Annotated in this window: 15 protein-coding genes; 1 reads left to right on the top strand and 14 read right to left on the bottom strand. The window is 67.7% G+C overall.

Features of this window, described 5'->3' with window-relative positions; translation table 11 throughout:
- The 7 genes from DCN14_RS05745 to DCN14_RS05715 all read right to left on the bottom strand — a co-directional run bounded on the left by DCN14_RS05745 (position 1) and on the right by DCN14_RS05715 (position 8,278).
- Positions 1-2,388, bottom strand: coding sequence for an MCP four helix bundle domain-containing protein (locus DCN14_RS05745; protein ID WP_096499213.1), 2,388 nt, complete (start codon positions 2,386-2,388; stop codon positions 1-3).
- 395 nt (positions 2,389-2,783) lie between these two features.
- Positions 2,784-3,794, bottom strand: a complete 1,011-nt coding sequence (locus DCN14_RS05740; RefSeq protein WP_096499215.1) for a succinylglutamate desuccinylase/aspartoacylase family protein — start codon at positions 3,792-3,794, stop codon at positions 2,784-2,786.
- Positions 3,795-3,825: 31 nt separating this feature from the next.
- The gene (locus DCN14_RS05735; protein WP_096499217.1) at positions 3,826-5,007 is read right to left on the bottom strand and encodes an aminotransferase class I/II-fold pyridoxal phosphate-dependent enzyme; all 1,182 of its coding nucleotides are present in this window, start codon (positions 5,005-5,007) and stop codon (positions 3,826-3,828) included.
- A 52-nt stretch (positions 5,008-5,059) separates the two neighbouring features.
- Positions 5,060-5,755, bottom strand: coding sequence for an ABC transporter permease subunit (locus tag DCN14_RS05730; protein WP_096499219.1), 696 nt, complete (start codon positions 5,753-5,755; stop codon positions 5,060-5,062).
- Positions 5,756-5,804: 49 nt separating this feature from the next.
- The gene (locus DCN14_RS05725) at positions 5,805-6,521 is read right to left on the bottom strand and encodes an ABC transporter permease subunit (protein WP_096499221.1); all 717 of its coding nucleotides are present in this window, start codon (positions 6,519-6,521) and stop codon (positions 5,805-5,807) included.
- Positions 6,522-6,569: 48 nt separating this feature from the next.
- Positions 6,570-7,367, bottom strand: coding sequence for a transporter substrate-binding domain-containing protein (locus DCN14_RS05720; RefSeq protein ID WP_096499223.1), 798 nt, complete (start codon positions 7,365-7,367; stop codon positions 6,570-6,572).
- Positions 7,368-7,471: 104 nt separating this feature from the next.
- Positions 7,472-8,278, bottom strand: coding sequence for an ATP-binding cassette domain-containing protein (locus tag DCN14_RS05715; RefSeq protein ID WP_096499225.1), 807 nt, complete (start codon positions 8,276-8,278; stop codon positions 7,472-7,474).
- A 227-nt stretch (positions 8,279-8,505) separates the two neighbouring features.
- On the opposite strand from DCN14_RS05715, the gene DCN14_RS05710 reads away from it, so the two are divergent.
- Entirely contained in the window at positions 8,506-9,162 is a 657-nt protein-coding gene (locus DCN14_RS05710; protein ID WP_240327274.1) for a TetR family transcriptional regulator C-terminal domain-containing protein, read from the top strand.
- Between the two features lie 72 nt (positions 9,163-9,234).
- On the opposite strand, the gene DCN14_RS05705 is transcribed toward DCN14_RS05710, so the two are convergent.
- The 7 genes from DCN14_RS05705 to DCN14_RS05675 all read right to left on the bottom strand — a co-directional run bounded on the left by DCN14_RS05705 (position 9,235) and on the right by DCN14_RS05675 (position 16,483).
- Positions 9,235-10,836, bottom strand: a complete 1,602-nt coding sequence (locus DCN14_RS05705; protein WP_096499227.1) for a 5-guanidino-2-oxopentanoate decarboxylase — start codon at positions 10,834-10,836, stop codon at positions 9,235-9,237.
- A 55-nt stretch (positions 10,837-10,891) separates the two neighbouring features.
- Positions 10,892-11,530, bottom strand: a complete 639-nt coding sequence (locus DCN14_RS05700) for a MarC family protein (protein WP_096499229.1) — start codon at positions 11,528-11,530, stop codon at positions 10,892-10,894.
- Between the two features lie 76 nt (positions 11,531-11,606).
- On the bottom strand, positions 11,607-12,335 hold the full coding sequence (locus DCN14_RS05695) for an NAD(P)H-dependent oxidoreductase (RefSeq protein ID WP_096499231.1): 729 nt from the start codon (positions 12,333-12,335) through the stop codon (positions 11,607-11,609).
- 40 nt (positions 12,336-12,375) lie between these two features.
- Complete coding sequence (locus DCN14_RS05690) at positions 12,376-13,170, bottom strand: ABC transporter permease (protein WP_096499233.1); 795 nt, start codon at positions 13,168-13,170, stop codon at positions 12,376-12,378.
- Positions 13,171-13,190: 20 nt separating this feature from the next.
- On the bottom strand, positions 13,191-14,066 hold the full coding sequence (locus tag DCN14_RS05685; protein WP_096499235.1) for an ABC transporter permease: 876 nt from the start codon (positions 14,064-14,066) through the stop codon (positions 13,191-13,193).
- A 25-nt stretch (positions 14,067-14,091) separates the two neighbouring features.
- Positions 14,092-15,201 carry an ABC transporter substrate-binding protein gene (locus DCN14_RS05680; protein WP_096499237.1) on the bottom strand — a complete coding sequence of 370 codons (1,110 nt, stop codon included), beginning with the start codon at positions 15,199-15,201 and terminating at the stop codon, positions 14,092-14,094.
- 115 nt (positions 15,202-15,316) lie between these two features.
- Positions 15,317-16,483 carry an ABC transporter ATP-binding protein gene (locus DCN14_RS05675; RefSeq protein WP_096499239.1) on the bottom strand — a complete coding sequence of 389 codons (1,167 nt, stop codon included), beginning with the start codon at positions 16,481-16,483 and terminating at the stop codon, positions 15,317-15,319.
- Positions 16,484-16,589: the final 106 nt, after the last annotated feature.

Here is a 16,589-nt window from a genome sequence, read left to right as displayed (position 1 = left end):
TCACTCCGTTGCGTCGGCGTTCGCGACGCCAGCCGACACGTGCGCGGCTTCGTGGGCGCTGCCGCTCGCCGCAAAGCGCTCGGGCAGCGACACGACCGTCTGGAATGCGCGATACGGCGCGCCGACGCAGTCGTCGGTGAAGCGCAGCGCGATATCGCCGCCGTCGCGCGTCAGGAAGTTGCGCACCGCGTCCATCCCGACACCACGCCCCGACACTTCGGTCACCGCGTGCGCGGTCGAGAAGCCAGGCCGGAAAATCAGCGCCGCGACGGCCTCGTCGGACAGCGCCGTTTCGTTGTCGTCGTCGATCCAGCCGCGCTCGCGCGCGATGCCGCGAATCCGGTCGAGCGCAAGGCCGCGACCGTCGTCGCCGAGCACGAAGCGCAGCGCGCCGTTCCCGACGTCGACCGCGATGTCGATCGTGCCGGCCGGGGCCTTCCCCGCCGCACGACGCTCGTCGGACGTTTCGATACCATGGTCGACCGAATTGCGCAGCAGGTGCATGAACACGTTCTTCAGCGTCGCCGCGATCTCGCTGCGCACACGATGGCCGTGGCTGTCGATATGCACGACGGGCGCCGGCTTGCCGAGCTCCGCCGCGAGCGACGGCAGCGACTCGATCACGCCGCCCAGCGTTTCTCCGATGCCCAGCGTGCCGAACTGGCTCAGCAAACGGCGCACCGAATCGCGCGCCGCGTGCCAGTCGCCCGCGTTCGCCGGATCCGCGCCGTCGAGCATGCGCAGGCTCTCGCTGATATGCGCGCGCTCGACCATCAGGTAGTCGGCGCCGCCGTGCTGCGCGGGTTCGCCGTTGCGGCCGAGCGTGACCGCGTTGATCGTCGCGTAGTGATCGACGGCCTCGCGCACGCGGGACAGATCGTCCATCAGCGCATCGCGGTTCCACTCGGGGCCGCCGTCCGCGTGGCGCAGCGATTCGTACGCCTGCTCCGCTTCATGGACGATGTTCGTCAGGTGCTGGAGGCTGTACGTGCGCGCATTGCCCTTGATCGTGTGCATGTTGCGGAACAGCGCCGCGACGATCGAATGATCCGCGCGTTCGTGCTGGCGGATCATCCGCTCGTTCTCGCTGAGGAAGCCCTTCGCGCTGTGCACGAAGTCGTGGAACTTGTCCTGGCTGATCGACAGGATCTCGCCGATCATCTCGAGCCGGCGCTGCTGCTCGCCGGCCTGCGCGGTCAGCGCGCGGATCTCGGTCACATCGCGCACGCACAGCATCAGGCGCGCGACCGTATCCGTCTCGTCGGTGATCGCCGACCAGCTCAGGTCGAGCCACTTCTCGCGGCCGTCCGGCATCCGCTTCGCGACTTCGTTGACGAGCAGATGCGCGTTGAACGCGAAGTTCATGCTGTCCTCGCCGAGGCACGCATGCACGGCCGCCTCGACCTGCGAACGCGCGTCCGGGCCGATGCTCGAATCGTCGAACACGAGCGCCATCAGGTCGCGACCCGCGATGTCGTTCGTCTCGAAGATGGTTTCGAGGTAAGCCGAATATTCCGCATGCACGACGCCGCCTTCGACGACGGTCAGGATCCCTTGCTGCATGTTCTGCAGCATCGCCTGGATGTCGGCCGTCTTCTGCTTCAGTTGCGCGGCGTTCTCCTGGATCTTCTCGATCATCCCGTTGAACGCGACGATCGAATGGCCGATCTCGTCCATCCGGCCCACCGGCACGCGACGCGTGAAGTCCTGGCTCGTCGCGATCTCGCTCATCATCGTCTGCATCCCGCTCAGCGGACGCGTGATCTGGCGATACAGCACGAAACCGAGCGCGGTCAGCAGCACGACGACGGTGCCGGCGACACCCGCGATCGCGGTCGCCGTGGTCGACAGCATCCCGTTCAGCGCATGGATCGCGTCGTCCTTCTGGCGATTCTTCTCGACACGCAGCGTGTCGACGATGCTTTCCAGTTCGTCGCGATACTGCGCGACGTTCGCGAACAGGTAAGCCTGCGCCATCTCCGGCTTGCCGTCCGTCTTCATCTTCACGGTATCGTCGATCGCCGAGAAATAGTTCGCGGCGCTGTCCTTCGCCTGCGTGACGAGGCCTTCCTGCGCTTGCCCGACGGCGGATTTCGCCTGCGCGTCGAGCGCTGCGCGCAGCGCGCCCTGCTTCGCCTTCAGCTCGTCGCGCGCCTGCGCGGCGGTGTTCGCATCCGGCGCGTAGATCAGCGTCATCGTCGCGATCTGGATGTTCTTCACGTCGGCGACGAGATCCGCCGATGCGAGCGCGCTCGGCACGATTCCCTGGGTAACCTGACGCACTTCGGACGCGCTCTTGCGCGTCTGGTACACGGCGTATACGCCGATCGCGGACAGCGCGAAAAACGTCAGGACGACTAGCAACGTAATGCGATGACGGATGGTCATGAGTACAGCTCCCCGCAGCGATCCGGCTTCGATCGCCCCTTGGCCTGTTGAAAGAATGTGAGCGGCGAATTATCGGGGATGGTGTATGACTGTCCGATGACCGAAAATCAATCGGTCATTGAGAAAATCACAATAATTAATTGCAGCGAGAAAAAGCTAAAGTCTTTCGAGAATTTGCCGTTAACCTCCGGCCTGCCGCCCTCATCAGGCTTCCCGGCCGACCGAACGCATCGAATTGCGGATATTCATTCTTTTATTCATGATCCGCCAATTCAATCCGGGAAAATATCGGTAAAACGTTTGCGCATCATCCGCAAGTCGAATTCATTCCGAATGCCTTTATGCGTGACGACGGATCGAATGCGCGGGCGGCCGCCAACCCGCGCATTCGTCGCTCAGGGATCGAGCACGCCGCCCGACCACCCGGCCGACGGTCGCGAACCCGTCAGCTTCAACGCGACGTCGCCCTGGGCGACCAGCCGCTCGCGATTGCGCGTGACGATGCGCCCGGCCTGCGGCGCGACCAGCACATGCTCGCTGCCGGGCACGCCGGGATGCGCGACGATCCGCGCAATGCGTTCGCCGGCATCGACCGTCGCGCCGAGTTCGCGTTCGTACACGAGCACGCCCGACACCGGCGCCAGCACCGTCTCCATGTGCGCGATCGGCACGGCCTCGCCGCGCCATTCGCGTACGCCGGCCGGTTCCGCGATCACGCCGCGGCCGCGCAGGAATGCAAGCAAGCCGTCGGCGTCGCGCTCGGCGAGCGCATCGGAAACGTCGGATTGCCCGCGCAGCTCGACGGTCGCGACGAGCCGCTCGCGCAACCGGCCGCCGCGCGCCCAGTGCGAGGCGATCGCGCCTTCGAACGCGCCGTCGTCGTCCTCGTCCCACAGGATCGCGACGTCGGCGTCGAGCGCCGCCGCGAGATCGCGGCCCGCCGGCCACACATCGCGGTGGAAGTACACGTATGGCAGCGCGTCGGAATCGGTGTGCAGGTCGAGCACGATGTCGGCGTCGCATGCGGCGTCGAACAGCGTGCGCTGCCACGCGGCGAACGTCGTCGCGGGCCGGCGCATCGCAGCCGACTCGTGGAAATGCCGGTTGAAATTGCGGTGCGTCGCATCGTGGAAGCGGCCAAGCAGCCGCCCTTGCCGGAACTGCGCAAGCCCGAGCGGGTTCGCCTGCGGCACGATCGTCACCGTGCCGCGCAGCACGCCGCGATCATGCGCCGCGCACAGTTGCGGCAGCAACCGGTGCAGCACGAGCATGCCGGCGATCTCGTCCGCATGCACGCCGGCCTGCAGGTGCACGCGCGGCCCGTCGCCGCCCGACAGCCGCCACGCGCGGATCGCGAGCGGCTGCCCGCCATCGCCCGGCACCTGCCATGTCAGCGTTTCGATCATCGTCCGTCCTCCATTCGAAGCCCGCCGGGCATCACGACGCCGCGCGCAGGCTCGCGACGAATGCCGCGATGCGCTCGCACGCGTCGGCCAGCTTCGCATCGTCGACGACGAAGCCGAAGCGCACGAAGCCGGCTGCAGTATCGCCGAATGCGCTCGCATCGAGCAACGCGACCTGCTTCGCGCGGAACAGCCCCCACGTGAACGCGTGGGCATCCAGCCCCGTGCCGCGCACGTCGACCATCATGAACATCCCCGCCTCCGGCAGCAAGCAGCGCAGCCCCGGCACGTCGCGCAGGCGCGCGTAGGCCAGATCGCGGCGGCGGCGGTACAGCTCGCGCATGTCGGCGACGATCGCCGCCTTGTTGTCGAGCGCGGCGACGGCCGCCTGCTGGATGAAGCCCGGCAGCCCGTACAGCATGCACAGCGCGAGCCGCTCCGCGTGCTCGATCAGCTCGGTCGGGCCGATCGCCCAGCCGACCCGCCAGCCCGGCATCGCGTGCGACTTCGACAGGCTGCCGATCGTCACCGTGCGCTCCGCCATCCCGGGCAGCGCCGCGATGCCGACCATGTCGCGCTCGAACGTCAGTTCCGCATAGACCTCGTCGGACACGACCCACAGATCGCGCTCGCACGCGAGCCGTGCGATCCGTTCGAGATCGGCGCGCGGCATCACGACGCCGGTCGGGTTGCACGGCGTCGCCAGGAAGATCGCCTTCGTGCGCGGCGTCACGGCCGCTTCGAGCGCGTCGAAGTCGAGATGAAAGCCGCGCGACGCGTCGACGGGCACCGGCACGAGCGTCGCGCCCGATGCGCGCACGCTCGCTTCGTACGTGAGGTACATCGGCTCGGGCACGATCACCTCGTCGCCCGCTTCGCACAGGCACATCGCCATCGCGAACAGCGCGTTCTGCGCGCCGGCCGTCACGATCACGTGCTCGGCGCCGACCGGCTGCCCGGACGCCTTCGCATGCTCGCGCGCGATCGCCGCGCGCAGCTCGGCGCGCCCGCGCACTTCGCTGTAGTGCGTATCGCCGCCGCGCAGCGCGGCAACCGCGCGCTCGACGATCACGTCGGGCGTCGAGAAATCCGGATCGCCGACGCTCAGGATGATCGCCGGCTCCCCTGCCGCGACGGCGCGCTGCGCCGCGTAATGAATGTCCCATGCGGTCGTGCGCTTGCCCTGCAGGCGATCGACCAGCTTCGAATAGTTCATGCGTTCTCCCTCGCGCGGTGCCCGGGCGGCGGCCGCGCCGTCAGTGGTTCGTTCAACGGGGCATGCGCACCGGCACACGCCGCTCGAGCCGGCCGAATGCGCGTTCGATCACGAACGCCAGCACGACGTAGATCACCGCGATCGCCAGCAGCGGCTCGTAGGTCCGCAGCGTCTGCGCGCGAATGTAGTTCGCGGCGCCGAGCACGTCCATCACCGCGACCGTCGATGCGAGCGCGGTCGATTTCAGCAGCATCACCGTTTCGCCGGCCAACGTCGGCAGCAGGATCTGGATCGCACGCGGCAGCCACACGCGCCGCGCGATCATCGACGGGCGCATCCCCATCGCACGCGCGGCCTCGATCTCGCCCTTCGGCACGCCGCGCAGGCCCGCGCGCAGCACTTCGCCGACATAGGCGCCGACGCTGATCACCAGCGCGAACGCGACATACCAGAAGCCGTCGCGCAGGAACGGCCACAGCACGCTGTCGCGCAATGCGGGCCAGCCGGCGAACAGCGAGCCGACGCCGTAGTAGATCAGGTAGATCTGCACGAGCAGCGGCGTGCCGCGGATCACCTCGGTGAACGCCTTGCTGACGCGCGCGATGACCGGATTGGTCGACAGCCGCGCGAACGCGACGGTGATCGCGAGCGCGAAGCCGAACACGGCCGAGATGACGAGCAGCTTGACGGTGGTCAGCACGCCGAGCAGCAGCAGCGACCCGTAGGAGGACAGTACGCTCAGATCCATGACGTTGATCCGGTTCGGTCGAAAAATCCGTGGAAAGGCGCGATGCGGTTCACGACGCCGGCATCCAGCGGCCGAAGCGCCGCTCGATCTCGCGGAACAGCATGCCGGACAGCGACGTGATCGCGAAGTACACGGCCGCGACCATCAGGTAGTAATGCATGTACTCGCGCGTCGAACCGGCCGCCTGCTTCGCGGTGTAGAGCAGCTCGCTGTAGCCGACCACGCTGATCAGCGCGCTGTCCTTCACGAGGATCAGCCACAGGTTCGTGAAGCCGGCCAGCGCATACGGCGCCATCGCCGGCAGCGTCACGCGCCGGAACACGAGCGCGGGCGGCGCGCCGAAGGCACGCGCGGCCTCGATCTGCCCGTAGGGAATCGCGAGGATCGCGCCGCGGATGATCTCGGCCGCGTATGCGCCCTGCACGATGCCGAGCACGATCACCGCCGCGGCAAAACCGTTGACCGCCACCGGACCGACGCCGATCGCCGTCATCAGCAGGTTGATCGCGTCGGTGCCCGCGTAATAGAGCAGCAGGATCAGCAGCAGCTCGGGCACCGCGCGGCACAGCGTCGTGTAACCCTGCGCGAGCCGCTGCAGCACGCCCACGCCGGACAGCTTCGCGGCCGCGCCCAGCAACCCGAGCACGATCCCGACGACGAACGCGCCGAGCGAAATCTCGAGCGTGACGCCCGCGCCCTGCAGCAGCGCGACGCCCCAGCCGTCCGGGTCCATCCCCAGGTAGCTCACCCATCCCCAACCGTCCATGCCTCCTCCCGTTCCGTGCGTGGCGCGCGTCTGCGTATATCCGTGCGATCAGTGCGGCCAGAGGTCGATCGGGAAGTACTTCTTCGCGATCTGCGCGTACTTGCCCGATGCGTGCAGCTGTTCGAGCGCCTGGTCCATCTGCTGCTTGAGCGGCGCATCCGCCTTGCGCATGCCCGCGCCGACGCCGTAGCCGAAAATCGCCGGGTCCATCTTCACGCTGCCGGGGCCCTTCAGCTCGAACGCGGAACCGTCCTTCGACTTCAGGAAATCGAGGATGCCGAGCTGGTCGAGGTACATCGTGTCGATGCGGCCCGCGACGAGGTCCGCGTTGCAGTCGTCCTGCGTGTTGTACAGGCGCACCGTCGCGTTCTTGCCGTAGGCCATCTTGATGAATTCGGCGTTCGCGGTGGAGCCCTGCACGCCGATCACCTTGCCCTTGAGGCCGTCCGGCGTCAGCGTGAGCTTCTGGTTCTTCGCGCCGACGAACGTGCCCGGCGTCTCATAGTACGGCCGCGAGAACGCGATCACCTTCTGGCGCTCCGGCGTGATCGACATCGAGTTGAAGATCACGTCGATCTTGTCGCTGAGCAGCGCCGGGATGATGCCGTCCCACGCGACTTCCTTGATCTCGCACTTCGCCTTCATCTGCTCGCACAGCGCGCGGATCAGGTCGGCCTCGAAGCCGCTCCACTGCCCGGTCGGGCTCTTCATCAGGAACGGCGGATACGGCTCGGCGGCGACGCCGAAGCGCAGCACGCCCGACGACGCGTGCGCGGAACCGAACGGCGCGAGCGCCGCGAGAACGAGACTCAACAGGCACAGCAGACTGCGTACGACACGTTTCATGGTCGGACTCCTTGCGGGAAAGATAGGGATCGGTGCGACCGGCACCGGTGCAGCCGGTATCGGCCAGGCCGCCCGCGCAGGCACGCGCGGGCCGTGCCCGCGGTTCAGTGGCGTTGCCGGTGTGCGTTGACGAACTGCCGGCAGCGTTCGCTCTGCGGCGTATCGAAGATTTCACGCGGCGTGCCGCTCTCCTCGACACGCCCTTCGTGCAGGAACAGCACCTTGTTCGACACGTCGCGCGCGAACGCCATCTCGTGCGTGACGAGAATCATCGTGCGGCCTTCGCACGCGAGATCGCGGATCACCTTCAGCACTTCGCCGACGCGTTCCGGATCGAGCGCGGAAGTCGGCTCGTCGAACAGCATGACTCTCGGCCGCATCGCCAGCGCGCGCGCGATCGCGACACGCTGCTGCTGGCCGCCGGACAGGAATGCGGGATAGACGTTGCGCTTGTCGGCAAGGCCGACGCGCTCGAGCAGCTGCTCGGCGCGCGCGATCGCTTCGGCGCGCGGCTCGCGCAGCACGTGCACCGGCATCTCGATCACGTTTTCGAGCACCGTGCGGTGCGCCCACAGGTTGAAGCTCTGGAACACCATGCCGAGGCGCGTACGGATCCGCTCGACCTGGCGCGGATCGGTCGCCACCGTGCGACCCTTGCGGTCGACTTTCAGCCCGATTTCCTCGCCGTCGACGACGATGCGTCCGCGGGTCGGCGTCTCCAGCAGGTTGATGCAGCGGAGCAGCGTGCTCTTGCCCGAGCCGCTCGCGCCGATCAGCGAGATCACTTCGCCTTCGTGCGCGCTCAGCGACACACCTTTCAACACCTCCAGCTCGCCGAACCGCTTGTGCAGGTCCGTCACCTGCACGCGTTCCTCGATGGCTGTCTTCACGCTCTCCACCCGCGCCAACATGCTGTCTCCTGTGTCGAATTCTCACGCCCGTCCCGTGCGGGACCGCGGCGTCTTGTTGAATGGCCGACCAACCTCATGCGGAGTCGAGTATAGGCTCTGTTGAACAGTGGTTCAACAGATTTCATTCATCTGGAAGCAAGGGTTTTCGCGGGTTCCGCCGCGGCAATTGAACAAGCGTCCGACACTCCCCTATAATCGGTGCCATGACGATTCCGTAAGGTCACCCCGTGAAAAAGACTCCTGGCAGCGCACCGGTTCAGACCCGCAGCCGCGGCATTCGCGAAACGCCCGCCGTGCGGCAGCAATCGATCATCGACGCGACGATGCGCTGCATCGCGCGCTACAGCTATTCGGAAACCACGATCGACCGCATCTGCGCGGAAGCGAAAGTGTCGCGCGGGCTGATCAACCATCACTTCCAGTCGAAAGACGAGCTGATGGCGCAGACCTACAAGCGGCTCGCCGCCGACCTGCTCGACGTGTCGCGCGCGGCGGCCGCGAATGCGACGGGCCCCGAGGACAAGCTCGACGCGATCATCAGGGTGTGTTTCGCCACGCCGGTGTTCGCGCCGAAAAACGTGAAGGTCTGGCTCGGCTTCTGGAGCGTCGCGCACAGCGATCCGGTGATCCGCAAGGCGCACAAGGAGCTGTACGCCGGCTACCGGCAGGCGTTGAAGAAGCTGTTCGACCAGATCGCCGAAGTGCGCGGCGGCACCGTCGACAGCGATCTCGCCGCGCTGACGCTGACAGCCGTGATCGACGGGTTCTGGCTCGAACTCGCACGCGACCCGACGTCGTTTACCGCGCAAGACGCGCTGACGAGCTGCCTGCGCGTCGTCGACTCGTTCCTGCCGCCGCCGAAGACGGCCCGCAAGCGCGCGTAACGCGGCGCATCATCGCCGCCGGAAGCCCGGCGGCACACGCGACGGCCTCGCATTGCGGGGCCGTTCGCGTTTTCAGCGTGCGCGAATCTCGATCAGATACGGCGCGTCATGCGCCGCCGCTTCGCTGAGCGCCCCGGCCAGCGACGCGCCCTCTTCGACCCGCTGCGCACCCCAGCCATACGCCCGCGCGATCGCGACGAAATCCGGCGTGTGCAGATCCACGCCGACCGGCTCGACGCCGCCGTCGACCATGGCCTGCTTGATCTCCCCGTAACCGCCGTTGTTCAGCAGCACGACGATCACGCGCGCGCGATGCTGTACCGCGGTGCCGAGTTCGGCGAGCGTGTACTGGAACCCGCCGTCGCCCGCGACGCAGACGACCGGCCGCGACGCATCGCCGAGGCTCGCGCCAACGGCGGCCGGCAACCCGTAGCCGAGCGAGCCGAAGCCGACCGACGCGTTGAACCAGCTGCGCGGGCGCGGCGCCGCGAAACCGACGTTGCCCGCATAGACGATGCGCGTCGAGTCGCCGACGATCGCCGCATCGGGCAACGCGTCGCGCACGCTGTCGAGCAACGCGAGATCGCGCCGCATCTCGTCGTTCAACTCCTGCCGCGCCGCCGCACGGCACATCGCCGCGCGTTCGAGGCCGTCGCCATCCGCATGGGCATGCGCGTCGCCCGGCCACACGCGCCGCAGCGCGCGCAGGGTTTCGCCGACGTCGCCGAGCAGCGGCAGCGCCGGCACCGCATTGCGGCACAACTGCTGCGGATCGATGTCGATCCGCACGAGCGGCGCGGGCATCGAGAAGCTGCGCGTCGCATACAGGTCGTAATCGGTCGGTCCGAGCTCCGTGCCGAGCGCGACGATCAGGTCGCTGTCGCGCATCAGCGCGCGCACCGCGTCGCTCGACGCCGACCATGCGATGCCGAGCGGATGCGCGGGCGGCAGCACGCCGCGTCCGTTGATCGTCATCACGACCGGCGCATCGAGCGCTTCCGCGAGCCAGCGCACGTCGTCGGCCGCATCGAGCGCGCCGCCGCCCGCAAGGATCAGCGGCGCGCGCGCGGCCGCCACCTTCGCACGCAGCGCGTCGATGCCGCCGGCCGACGCCGGGCCCGGCGCGATGCGCGGCGGCACGGCCGGCACCGGCGGTAACGCGTCGGCAGGCGCCGCGAGCACGTCGAGCGGAATCTGGATGTGCACCGGGCGCGGCCGGCCGCCCGAGAACACCGCGAACGCGCGCGCGATCGCCTGCGGCAGCGCATCGGCGCGCGGCACCGTGTAACTGAACGCGGCGATGTTCTCCGCGAACGCGTGCTGGTCCGGCAATTCGTGCAGATGGCCGTTGCCTGAGCCGATATCGCCGGACGCGTTGACGCTGGAAATCACCAGCATCGGAATCGAATCCGCATAGGCCTGCGCCATCGACGTCGCGATGTTCGTCATCCCGGGGCCGGTGATCACGAAACACACGCCGGGCTTGCCGGTCGCGCGCGCATAGCCGTCCGCCATGAAGCCGAGGCCCTGCTCGTGGCGCGCGCTCACATGGCACAACGCGCTGCCGGCCAGCCCGCGGTACAGCTCGATCGTATGCACGCCGGGAATGCCGAACACCGTGTCGACGCCGTATGCGGCGAGCAGGTCGACGAGATACATGCCTACTGTTTTCATTTCGCTTCCATCGTTGAGGACAGGTTTCTGAATCACGCGCCGGCCGGCGAAGCCGTCAATGCGCGAGCCCCGGCAGCAATTCGCGCACGCCCTGCGCGAGCATCTGGAACGCGATCGCGGTCAGCACGATGCCCGACAGCCGCTCGACCAGCGTCCTGCCGATCTCGCCGAGCCGGCGGCACCACGACGCCGAGCACGCATACGTGAGCCCGATCACGCCGGCATGCAGCACGCACACCGCGCTCAGCGCCAGCAGGTCGCCCGGCGTATGAAAGCGCGTCGCCGTCGTGATCACGAGCGACATCACCGCGCTACCGATCGACAGCGGGAAAATCAACGGCACCGCGATGTAGTTGCGCCACTGCGCATATTCGAGCCGCGTGTCGCCGCCGCTGCGTTCGTCGTTCGCCGTGCCGCGCATCATCGGGATCGACCACAGGCACAGCACGAGGCCGCCGGTCAGCGTCAATGCGCCGAGCGTGAGGCCGAGCATGCGCAGCAGGAACTGGCCGCCCCACACCGCGCCGACCATCAGCACCGCGATCCACGCAAACAGCCTGAGCGCGATCTGCCGCTGTGTCACGTCGGGAAAATGCCCGGTGACGGCCGCGTACATCGGGATCGCGACCGGCGGACAGAACAGCGTCAGCAGGCCGGTCAGGAACAGCAGCACGTCGCTCGACGTCAGGGTCATCGTTCGAACTCGCATGCGGTCGGGTGGTTGAAAAACGCGGCGCCATCGCGGCCAGTCTCGCGGCCAGATCTCTCGCTCAGCCCTGCGCGGCTTCCTGCGCCGCGCGTTCGCGCGGCCGCATGTCGCCGTCGAAATCGTCGAGCGTCGGAAACGCCATCGGTTCGAGCCGGTCGAGCTGCGCGAGGTACGCGTCGTACCGGTCGAGCACGGCCGCACGTTCCGCGTCGCCGATATACGGCACGTGATAGCCGACGAACGACGGCAGCACGTCGAAGCCCGCGTAGCCGAGCGTGCCGCGCAGCACGTGGCGCAGCATCAGGTCCATCTCGCCGTGCACGCCGTCCGCGCCGAACATGTAGTCGCGACCGCCGCAGGTATAGGCGAGCAGCGCGCGCTTGCCGCGCATTCCGCCGCGATCGTAGAAACGCACGCCGCCGTATACCTTGCCCGACACGAGCACGCGGTCGATCCAGCCTTTCATGATCGCCGGCACCGAGCACCAGAACAGCGGGAAGCTCAGGATCAGCAGGTCGCATGCGGCGAGCTTGTCGAGTTCCGCGGCGATGTCGGGCGCGATCGCGTGCGCGGCGACGTTCTCGCGCTGCTCCAGCGCATAGACGAGATAGTCGGGGTTCTTGCGCACGCCGAAATCGGCCGCGCTCGCGACCGGATTCCACTGCATCGCGTACAGGTCGGACACCGTCACGGTATGCCCCTGCGCTTCGAGCGTGCTCACCGCGCGGTGCAGCATCGACGTCGTGAACGACTGCGGTTCGGGATGGGCGTGAACGATCAGGACTTTCATGGTGCGATTTTTCTCCGCAACGTAACGTTGAAGGGGGAATTCAGACGGACCCGGCCGCGCGCTTGCGCAGCAGCGACAGGCCGATCGCCACGCAGGTCGCGACGAGCAGCAGCGTGGACACCGACGCGATCGCCGGATCGACGTTCTCGCGCATCCCGTCCCACATGCGGCGCGGCAGCGTGTACACGTGACGGCTCGAGATGAACAGCGTGACCACGAGCTCGTCCCACGACAGGATGAACGCGAACACCGCGGCCGACAGCACGCCCGGCTTGATCGACGGCAGGATCACGTAACGCAGCGTCTGCGCGACGTTCGCGCCGAGGCTGCGCGACGCCTGCTCGATCCGCAGCCCGACGGTCGCGAGCGATGCGGAAACAGCCACCACCACGTACGGCACCGACAGCACGACATGCGACAGGATCGCGGCCGGGAAACTGTCGAGCATGCCCAGCTCGCCCCACAACCGGTAGAACGCGAGCGCCGACACGATCGGCGGCACGATCAGCGGGAACAGGATCACGCCACGCACGAACTCGCCGCGCCGCGACGCGACCTTCCACAGCCCGATCGCGCACAGCGTGCCGAGCGTGACGGAAATCGCCGACGACACCAGCGCAATCAGCCCGCTCTGCAGGAAGCTCGACAGCCAGCCGTCGTCGTCGAGCAGCGCGCCGTAGTGCCGCAGCGACAGCGTGCCGTCCGGCATCGACAGGTAATCGTTCGGCGTCAGCGACACCGGCACCGACACGAGCAGCGGCAACATCAGGAACAGGATCGCGGCCCATGCAATGCCGGCCACCAGCGCGCGTCCTGCGGTCATTCGGGTTTTCATCGGTTCGTTCTCCAGTCGGGTCAGCGCGCGCCGAACAGCTCGCGCAGGTCGACGAAACGCGCGAGCAGCGCGAGCGCGGCCAGGATCGACGCCAGCAGCAGCGACGCGAGCGCCGCCCCGCTGCCCCAGTTCACCAGTTGCAGGATCTGCGTGCTGATGTATTCGGCGATCATCACCGTGCGGCCGCCGCCGAGGATCACCGGCGTCACGTAGAAGCCGAGCGAGAAGATGAACACGAGGATCGCCGCGCCGACGATGCCCGGCCGCGTCTGCGGGAAATACACCTTGCGGAACGTGACGAGCGCGCCCGCGCCGAGCCCCTGCGACGCGCGCGCGAGCTGCGGGTCGATGCCCTTCATGTTCGCGTACAGCGGCAGCACCGCATACGGGATCATGAAGTGGATCATCCCGATCACGACGCCGATCTCGTTGCGCATCAGCGGCAGCGGCGAATCGATCAACCCGATGCGCATCAGCAACGTGTTGACGAGCCCCTGCTCGCCGAGCAGGAACAGCCACGAGAACGCGCGCACCAGCACCGACGCCCAGAACGGCACGAGCAGCCCGAACATCAGCGCCATCCGCTGGCGCGGGCCGACATGCGCCATCGCATACGCAATCGCGTAGCCGAGCGCGACCGAGCAGACGGTCGTGACGGCGCACACGCGCAGCGTCGTCCACAGCACGCGATGCACGCCGTGGTTGTCGAGCAGCCGCGCGTAGTTCTGCAGGCCGGGCTCCGGCACGGTGAAGCCGAGCCACAGCACGCGCACGAGCGGATACACGTACAGCACGATCAGCACCGCGAGCAGCGGCACGACGAGCAGCCAGTAGCGATCGGCCTTCGCACGGCCGAGCGGGACGGCGCCCGCGACGGGAGTAGACAGGGTATTCATGGCATGACGCTCACGAGGCGGCGGCTCAGGACGACATCAGGTCGGTGTACTGCGCGAGCGTCGTTTCGTAGTGCTGCGCCCACCACTCGGGATTCACCTTGCACTGCTTCGCCCAGTTCTCCGGCGTGCCGGGATTGTCGGCGCGCAGCGCCTGCGGCACCGCGGCGGTCGCGGCCGGCGTCACCGGCCCGTTGCCGAGCAGCGACAGCAGGCGCACCTGCGGCTCGATGCCCTGCACGAACTTGATGAACTGCCAGACGGCGTCGCCTGACGGATTGTTCTTCGGCACGCCCCACACGTCGCACGACGCGAGCCCCTGCTCCCACGTATAGCGGAACCGGCCGTTGCTCTCGCGCTGCAGCACGTTCGCCCGCGTGTGCCAGATGCACGCCATGCTGACTTCGCCGTTGCGCAGCAGTTGCAGGCTGTCCGCGCCCGAATCCCACAGCAGCACGTTCGAGCGCAGATCCTTCAGCTTCTTCAGCGCGCGCGGCACGTCGATCGGATAGACCTTGTCCTTGTCGACGCCGTCGGCCATCAGCGCGGCTTCGAGCGCGCCGCCCATCCACTTCCACAGCCCGCGCTTGCCCGGAAACTTGCCAATGTTCCAGAAATCGGCCCAGTTCTTCGGCGGATTCGCGCCGAACTTGCGCGCGTCGTACGCGAGCACGTAGCTCAGCAGATACGACGGCGCGCCGAAATCCGACGCAAGCCCCGGCAGCGCGTTGCGGCCGACCACCGAATAGTCGATCGGCCGCAGGAAGCCCTGCTTGCCGAGCTTGATCGCCGCGAAGCCGTCGAGATCCATCACGTCCCAGATCACGTTCTTGTTCTCGACCATCGCCTTGATCTTGCCGTCCTCCGGCGACGAGTCGTAGCCCATCCGGATCCCGCTCGCCTTCGTGAACGGATCCATGTACGCGGAGCGGAACGCCGAACGCGCTTCGCCGCCCCATGCGCTGAGCACGATTTCCTTCGGGTTCGACGCCCGCGCGTCCTTCGCGCCGAGCGACAGCAGCGTCGGCGCGATGCCGGCGGCCGCGCACAGCCGCAGGAAATCGCGGCGGCGCTGCGACGTCGCGGGTCGAAGGTCGCGTGCTTGGTCGAGCAGGTCCTGCAGATAGCGGTTCGTCATGGTGTCTCCTCCAGGCTGGACAGCGCCCGCACGCGTCTCGTCGTTTCCGGGCGCCGGTGAATCGGCCGCCGACGGCGGCGGGTGCCGCGTCGCGCGGGATGCAAGCTTCGCCGCGTCAGTCGGCCGCGATCCGGCAGGTCGCGTCGCGCTCCCACTGCACGAACACGTCCATGCCGGTGCGCGGCGACGCGAGCCCGCGCCACGCAGGCACGTCCGCCGTCATGCGACCGAGCGCCGACGTCTCGATCTCGAAGCGGTACGACGAACCGAAATAACTCCAGTGACGGATGCGCCCCGCCACTTCGTTGTGCGCGCCGCCACATGAGGTCGCCGACACGGCGACCTTCTCCGGGCGCAGCGCGAACAGCAGCGTGTCGTCGGCGCGCGCGCCGCATGCGGGCGCGACGAAACGCGCATCGCCGACGCGGTAATGCGTCGCCGTCGCATCGCCGCCGAGCGCAATGCCCTCGATGAAGTTGCTCTTGCCGAGGAAGTCCGCGACGAAGCGGTTGGCCGGCTGCTCGTACAGCCCGTCCGGCGTGCCGATCTGTTCGAGCCGGCCGTCGCGCATGATCGCGATCCGGTCCGACATCGACAGCGCCTCTTCCTGGTCGTGCGTGACGAACAGGAAGGTCGCGCCGAGCCGTTCGTGCAACGCCTTCAGTTCGACCTGCACCTCGCCGCGCAGCTTGCGGTCGAGCGCGCCGAGCGGTTCGTCGAGCAGCACGAGATCGGGATCGAACACGAGTGCGCGCGCGATCGCGACGCGCTGCTGCTGACCGCCCGACAACTGGCGCGGCAGGCGATCCGCGAGATGGCCGAGCCGCACCAGATCGAGCGCGGCCTTCACGCGCTTCACCGCGTCGGGCCCCTTCTGCTTGCGCACCATCAGCGGATACGCGACGTTCTGTTCGACCGTCATGTGCGGAAACAGCGCGTAGCCCTGGAACACCATCCCGAAGTTGCGCTTCTCCGGCGGCAACGCGACGATGCTGCGGCCGCCGACGCGCAGGTCGCCGGTGCTCGGATGCTCGAACCCGGCGACGATCGTCAGCAGCGTCGTCTTGCCGGAACCCGACGGCCCGAGGATCGTCAGGAACTCGCCGCGCGGAATGTCGATCGTCGTTTCGCGCAACGCATGCACGCTGCCGTAGCGCTTCGACACGCGGTCGATCTGCAGCCCCGCCCCGCCCGCACTGCGCGCCGCCGCTTCCGTGCGCGCCGCTTCCGCGGCGGGTTGCCCCGCCTCCACACCTGCCGACGTCTCCATCACCACGCTCATCGTGTGTCTCCTGGCCGACTCACATTTGGGTTGAACGTTCATTTAACAGAACTTATACTATGCCGAAATGCGGTCCGCAAGTAGCGGCGACCCTTGCCGGCTCTGA

It is taken from the genome of Burkholderia sp. IDO3 (assembly GCF_003366075.1).
GTDB lineage: Bacteria > Pseudomonadota > Gammaproteobacteria > Burkholderiales > Burkholderiaceae > Burkholderia > Burkholderia anthina.
This window is presented reverse-complemented; position numbering and strand designations above follow the sequence as displayed.

What these genes read in the sequence shown, in the direction of transcription:
- DCN14_RS05745 (WP_096499213.1), bottom strand. Translation starts at nt 2,388, where the DNA reads ATGACCATCCGTCATCGCATTACGTTGCTAGTCGTCCTGACGTTTTTC.
- DCN14_RS05740 (WP_096499215.1), bottom strand. Translation starts at nt 3,794, where the DNA reads ATGATCGAAACGCTGACATGGCAGGTGCCGGGCGATGGCGGGCAGCCG.
- DCN14_RS05735 (WP_096499217.1), bottom strand. Translation starts at nt 5,007, where the DNA reads ATGAACTATTCGAAGCTGGTCGATCGCCTGCAGGGCAAGCGCACGACC.
- DCN14_RS05730 (WP_096499219.1), bottom strand. Translation starts at nt 5,755, where the DNA reads ATGGATCTGAGCGTACTGTCCTCCTACGGGTCGCTGCTGCTGCTCGGC.
- DCN14_RS05725 (WP_096499221.1), bottom strand. Translation starts at nt 6,521, where the DNA reads ATGGACGGTTGGGGATGGGTGAGCTACCTGGGGATGGACCCGGACGGC.
- DCN14_RS05720 (WP_096499223.1), bottom strand. Translation starts at nt 7,367, where the DNA reads ATGAAACGTGTCGTACGCAGTCTGCTGTGCCTGTTGAGTCTCGTTCTC.
- DCN14_RS05715 (WP_096499225.1), bottom strand. Translation starts at nt 8,278, where the DNA reads ATGTTGGCGCGGGTGGAGAGCGTGAAGACAGCCATCGAGGAACGCGTG.
- DCN14_RS05705 (WP_096499227.1), bottom strand. Translation starts at nt 10,836, where the DNA reads ATGAAAACAGTAGGCATGTATCTCGTCGACCTGCTCGCCGCATACGGC.
- DCN14_RS05700 (WP_096499229.1), bottom strand. Translation starts at nt 11,530, where the DNA reads ATGACCCTGACGTCGAGCGACGTGCTGCTGTTCCTGACCGGCCTGCTG.
- DCN14_RS05695 (WP_096499231.1), bottom strand. Translation starts at nt 12,335, where the DNA reads ATGAAAGTCCTGATCGTTCACGCCCATCCCGAACCGCAGTCGTTCACG.
- DCN14_RS05690 (WP_096499233.1), bottom strand. Translation starts at nt 13,170, where the DNA reads ATGAAAACCCGAATGACCGCAGGACGCGCGCTGGTGGCCGGCATTGCA.
- DCN14_RS05685 (WP_096499235.1), bottom strand. Translation starts at nt 14,066, where the DNA reads ATGAATACCCTGTCTACTCCCGTCGCGGGCGCCGTCCCGCTCGGCCGT.
- DCN14_RS05680 (WP_096499237.1), bottom strand. Translation starts at nt 15,201, where the DNA reads ATGACGAACCGCTATCTGCAGGACCTGCTCGACCAAGCACGCGACCTT.
- DCN14_RS05675 (WP_096499239.1), bottom strand. Translation starts at nt 16,483, where the DNA reads ATGAGCGTGGTGATGGAGACGTCGGCAGGTGTGGAGGCGGGGCAACCC.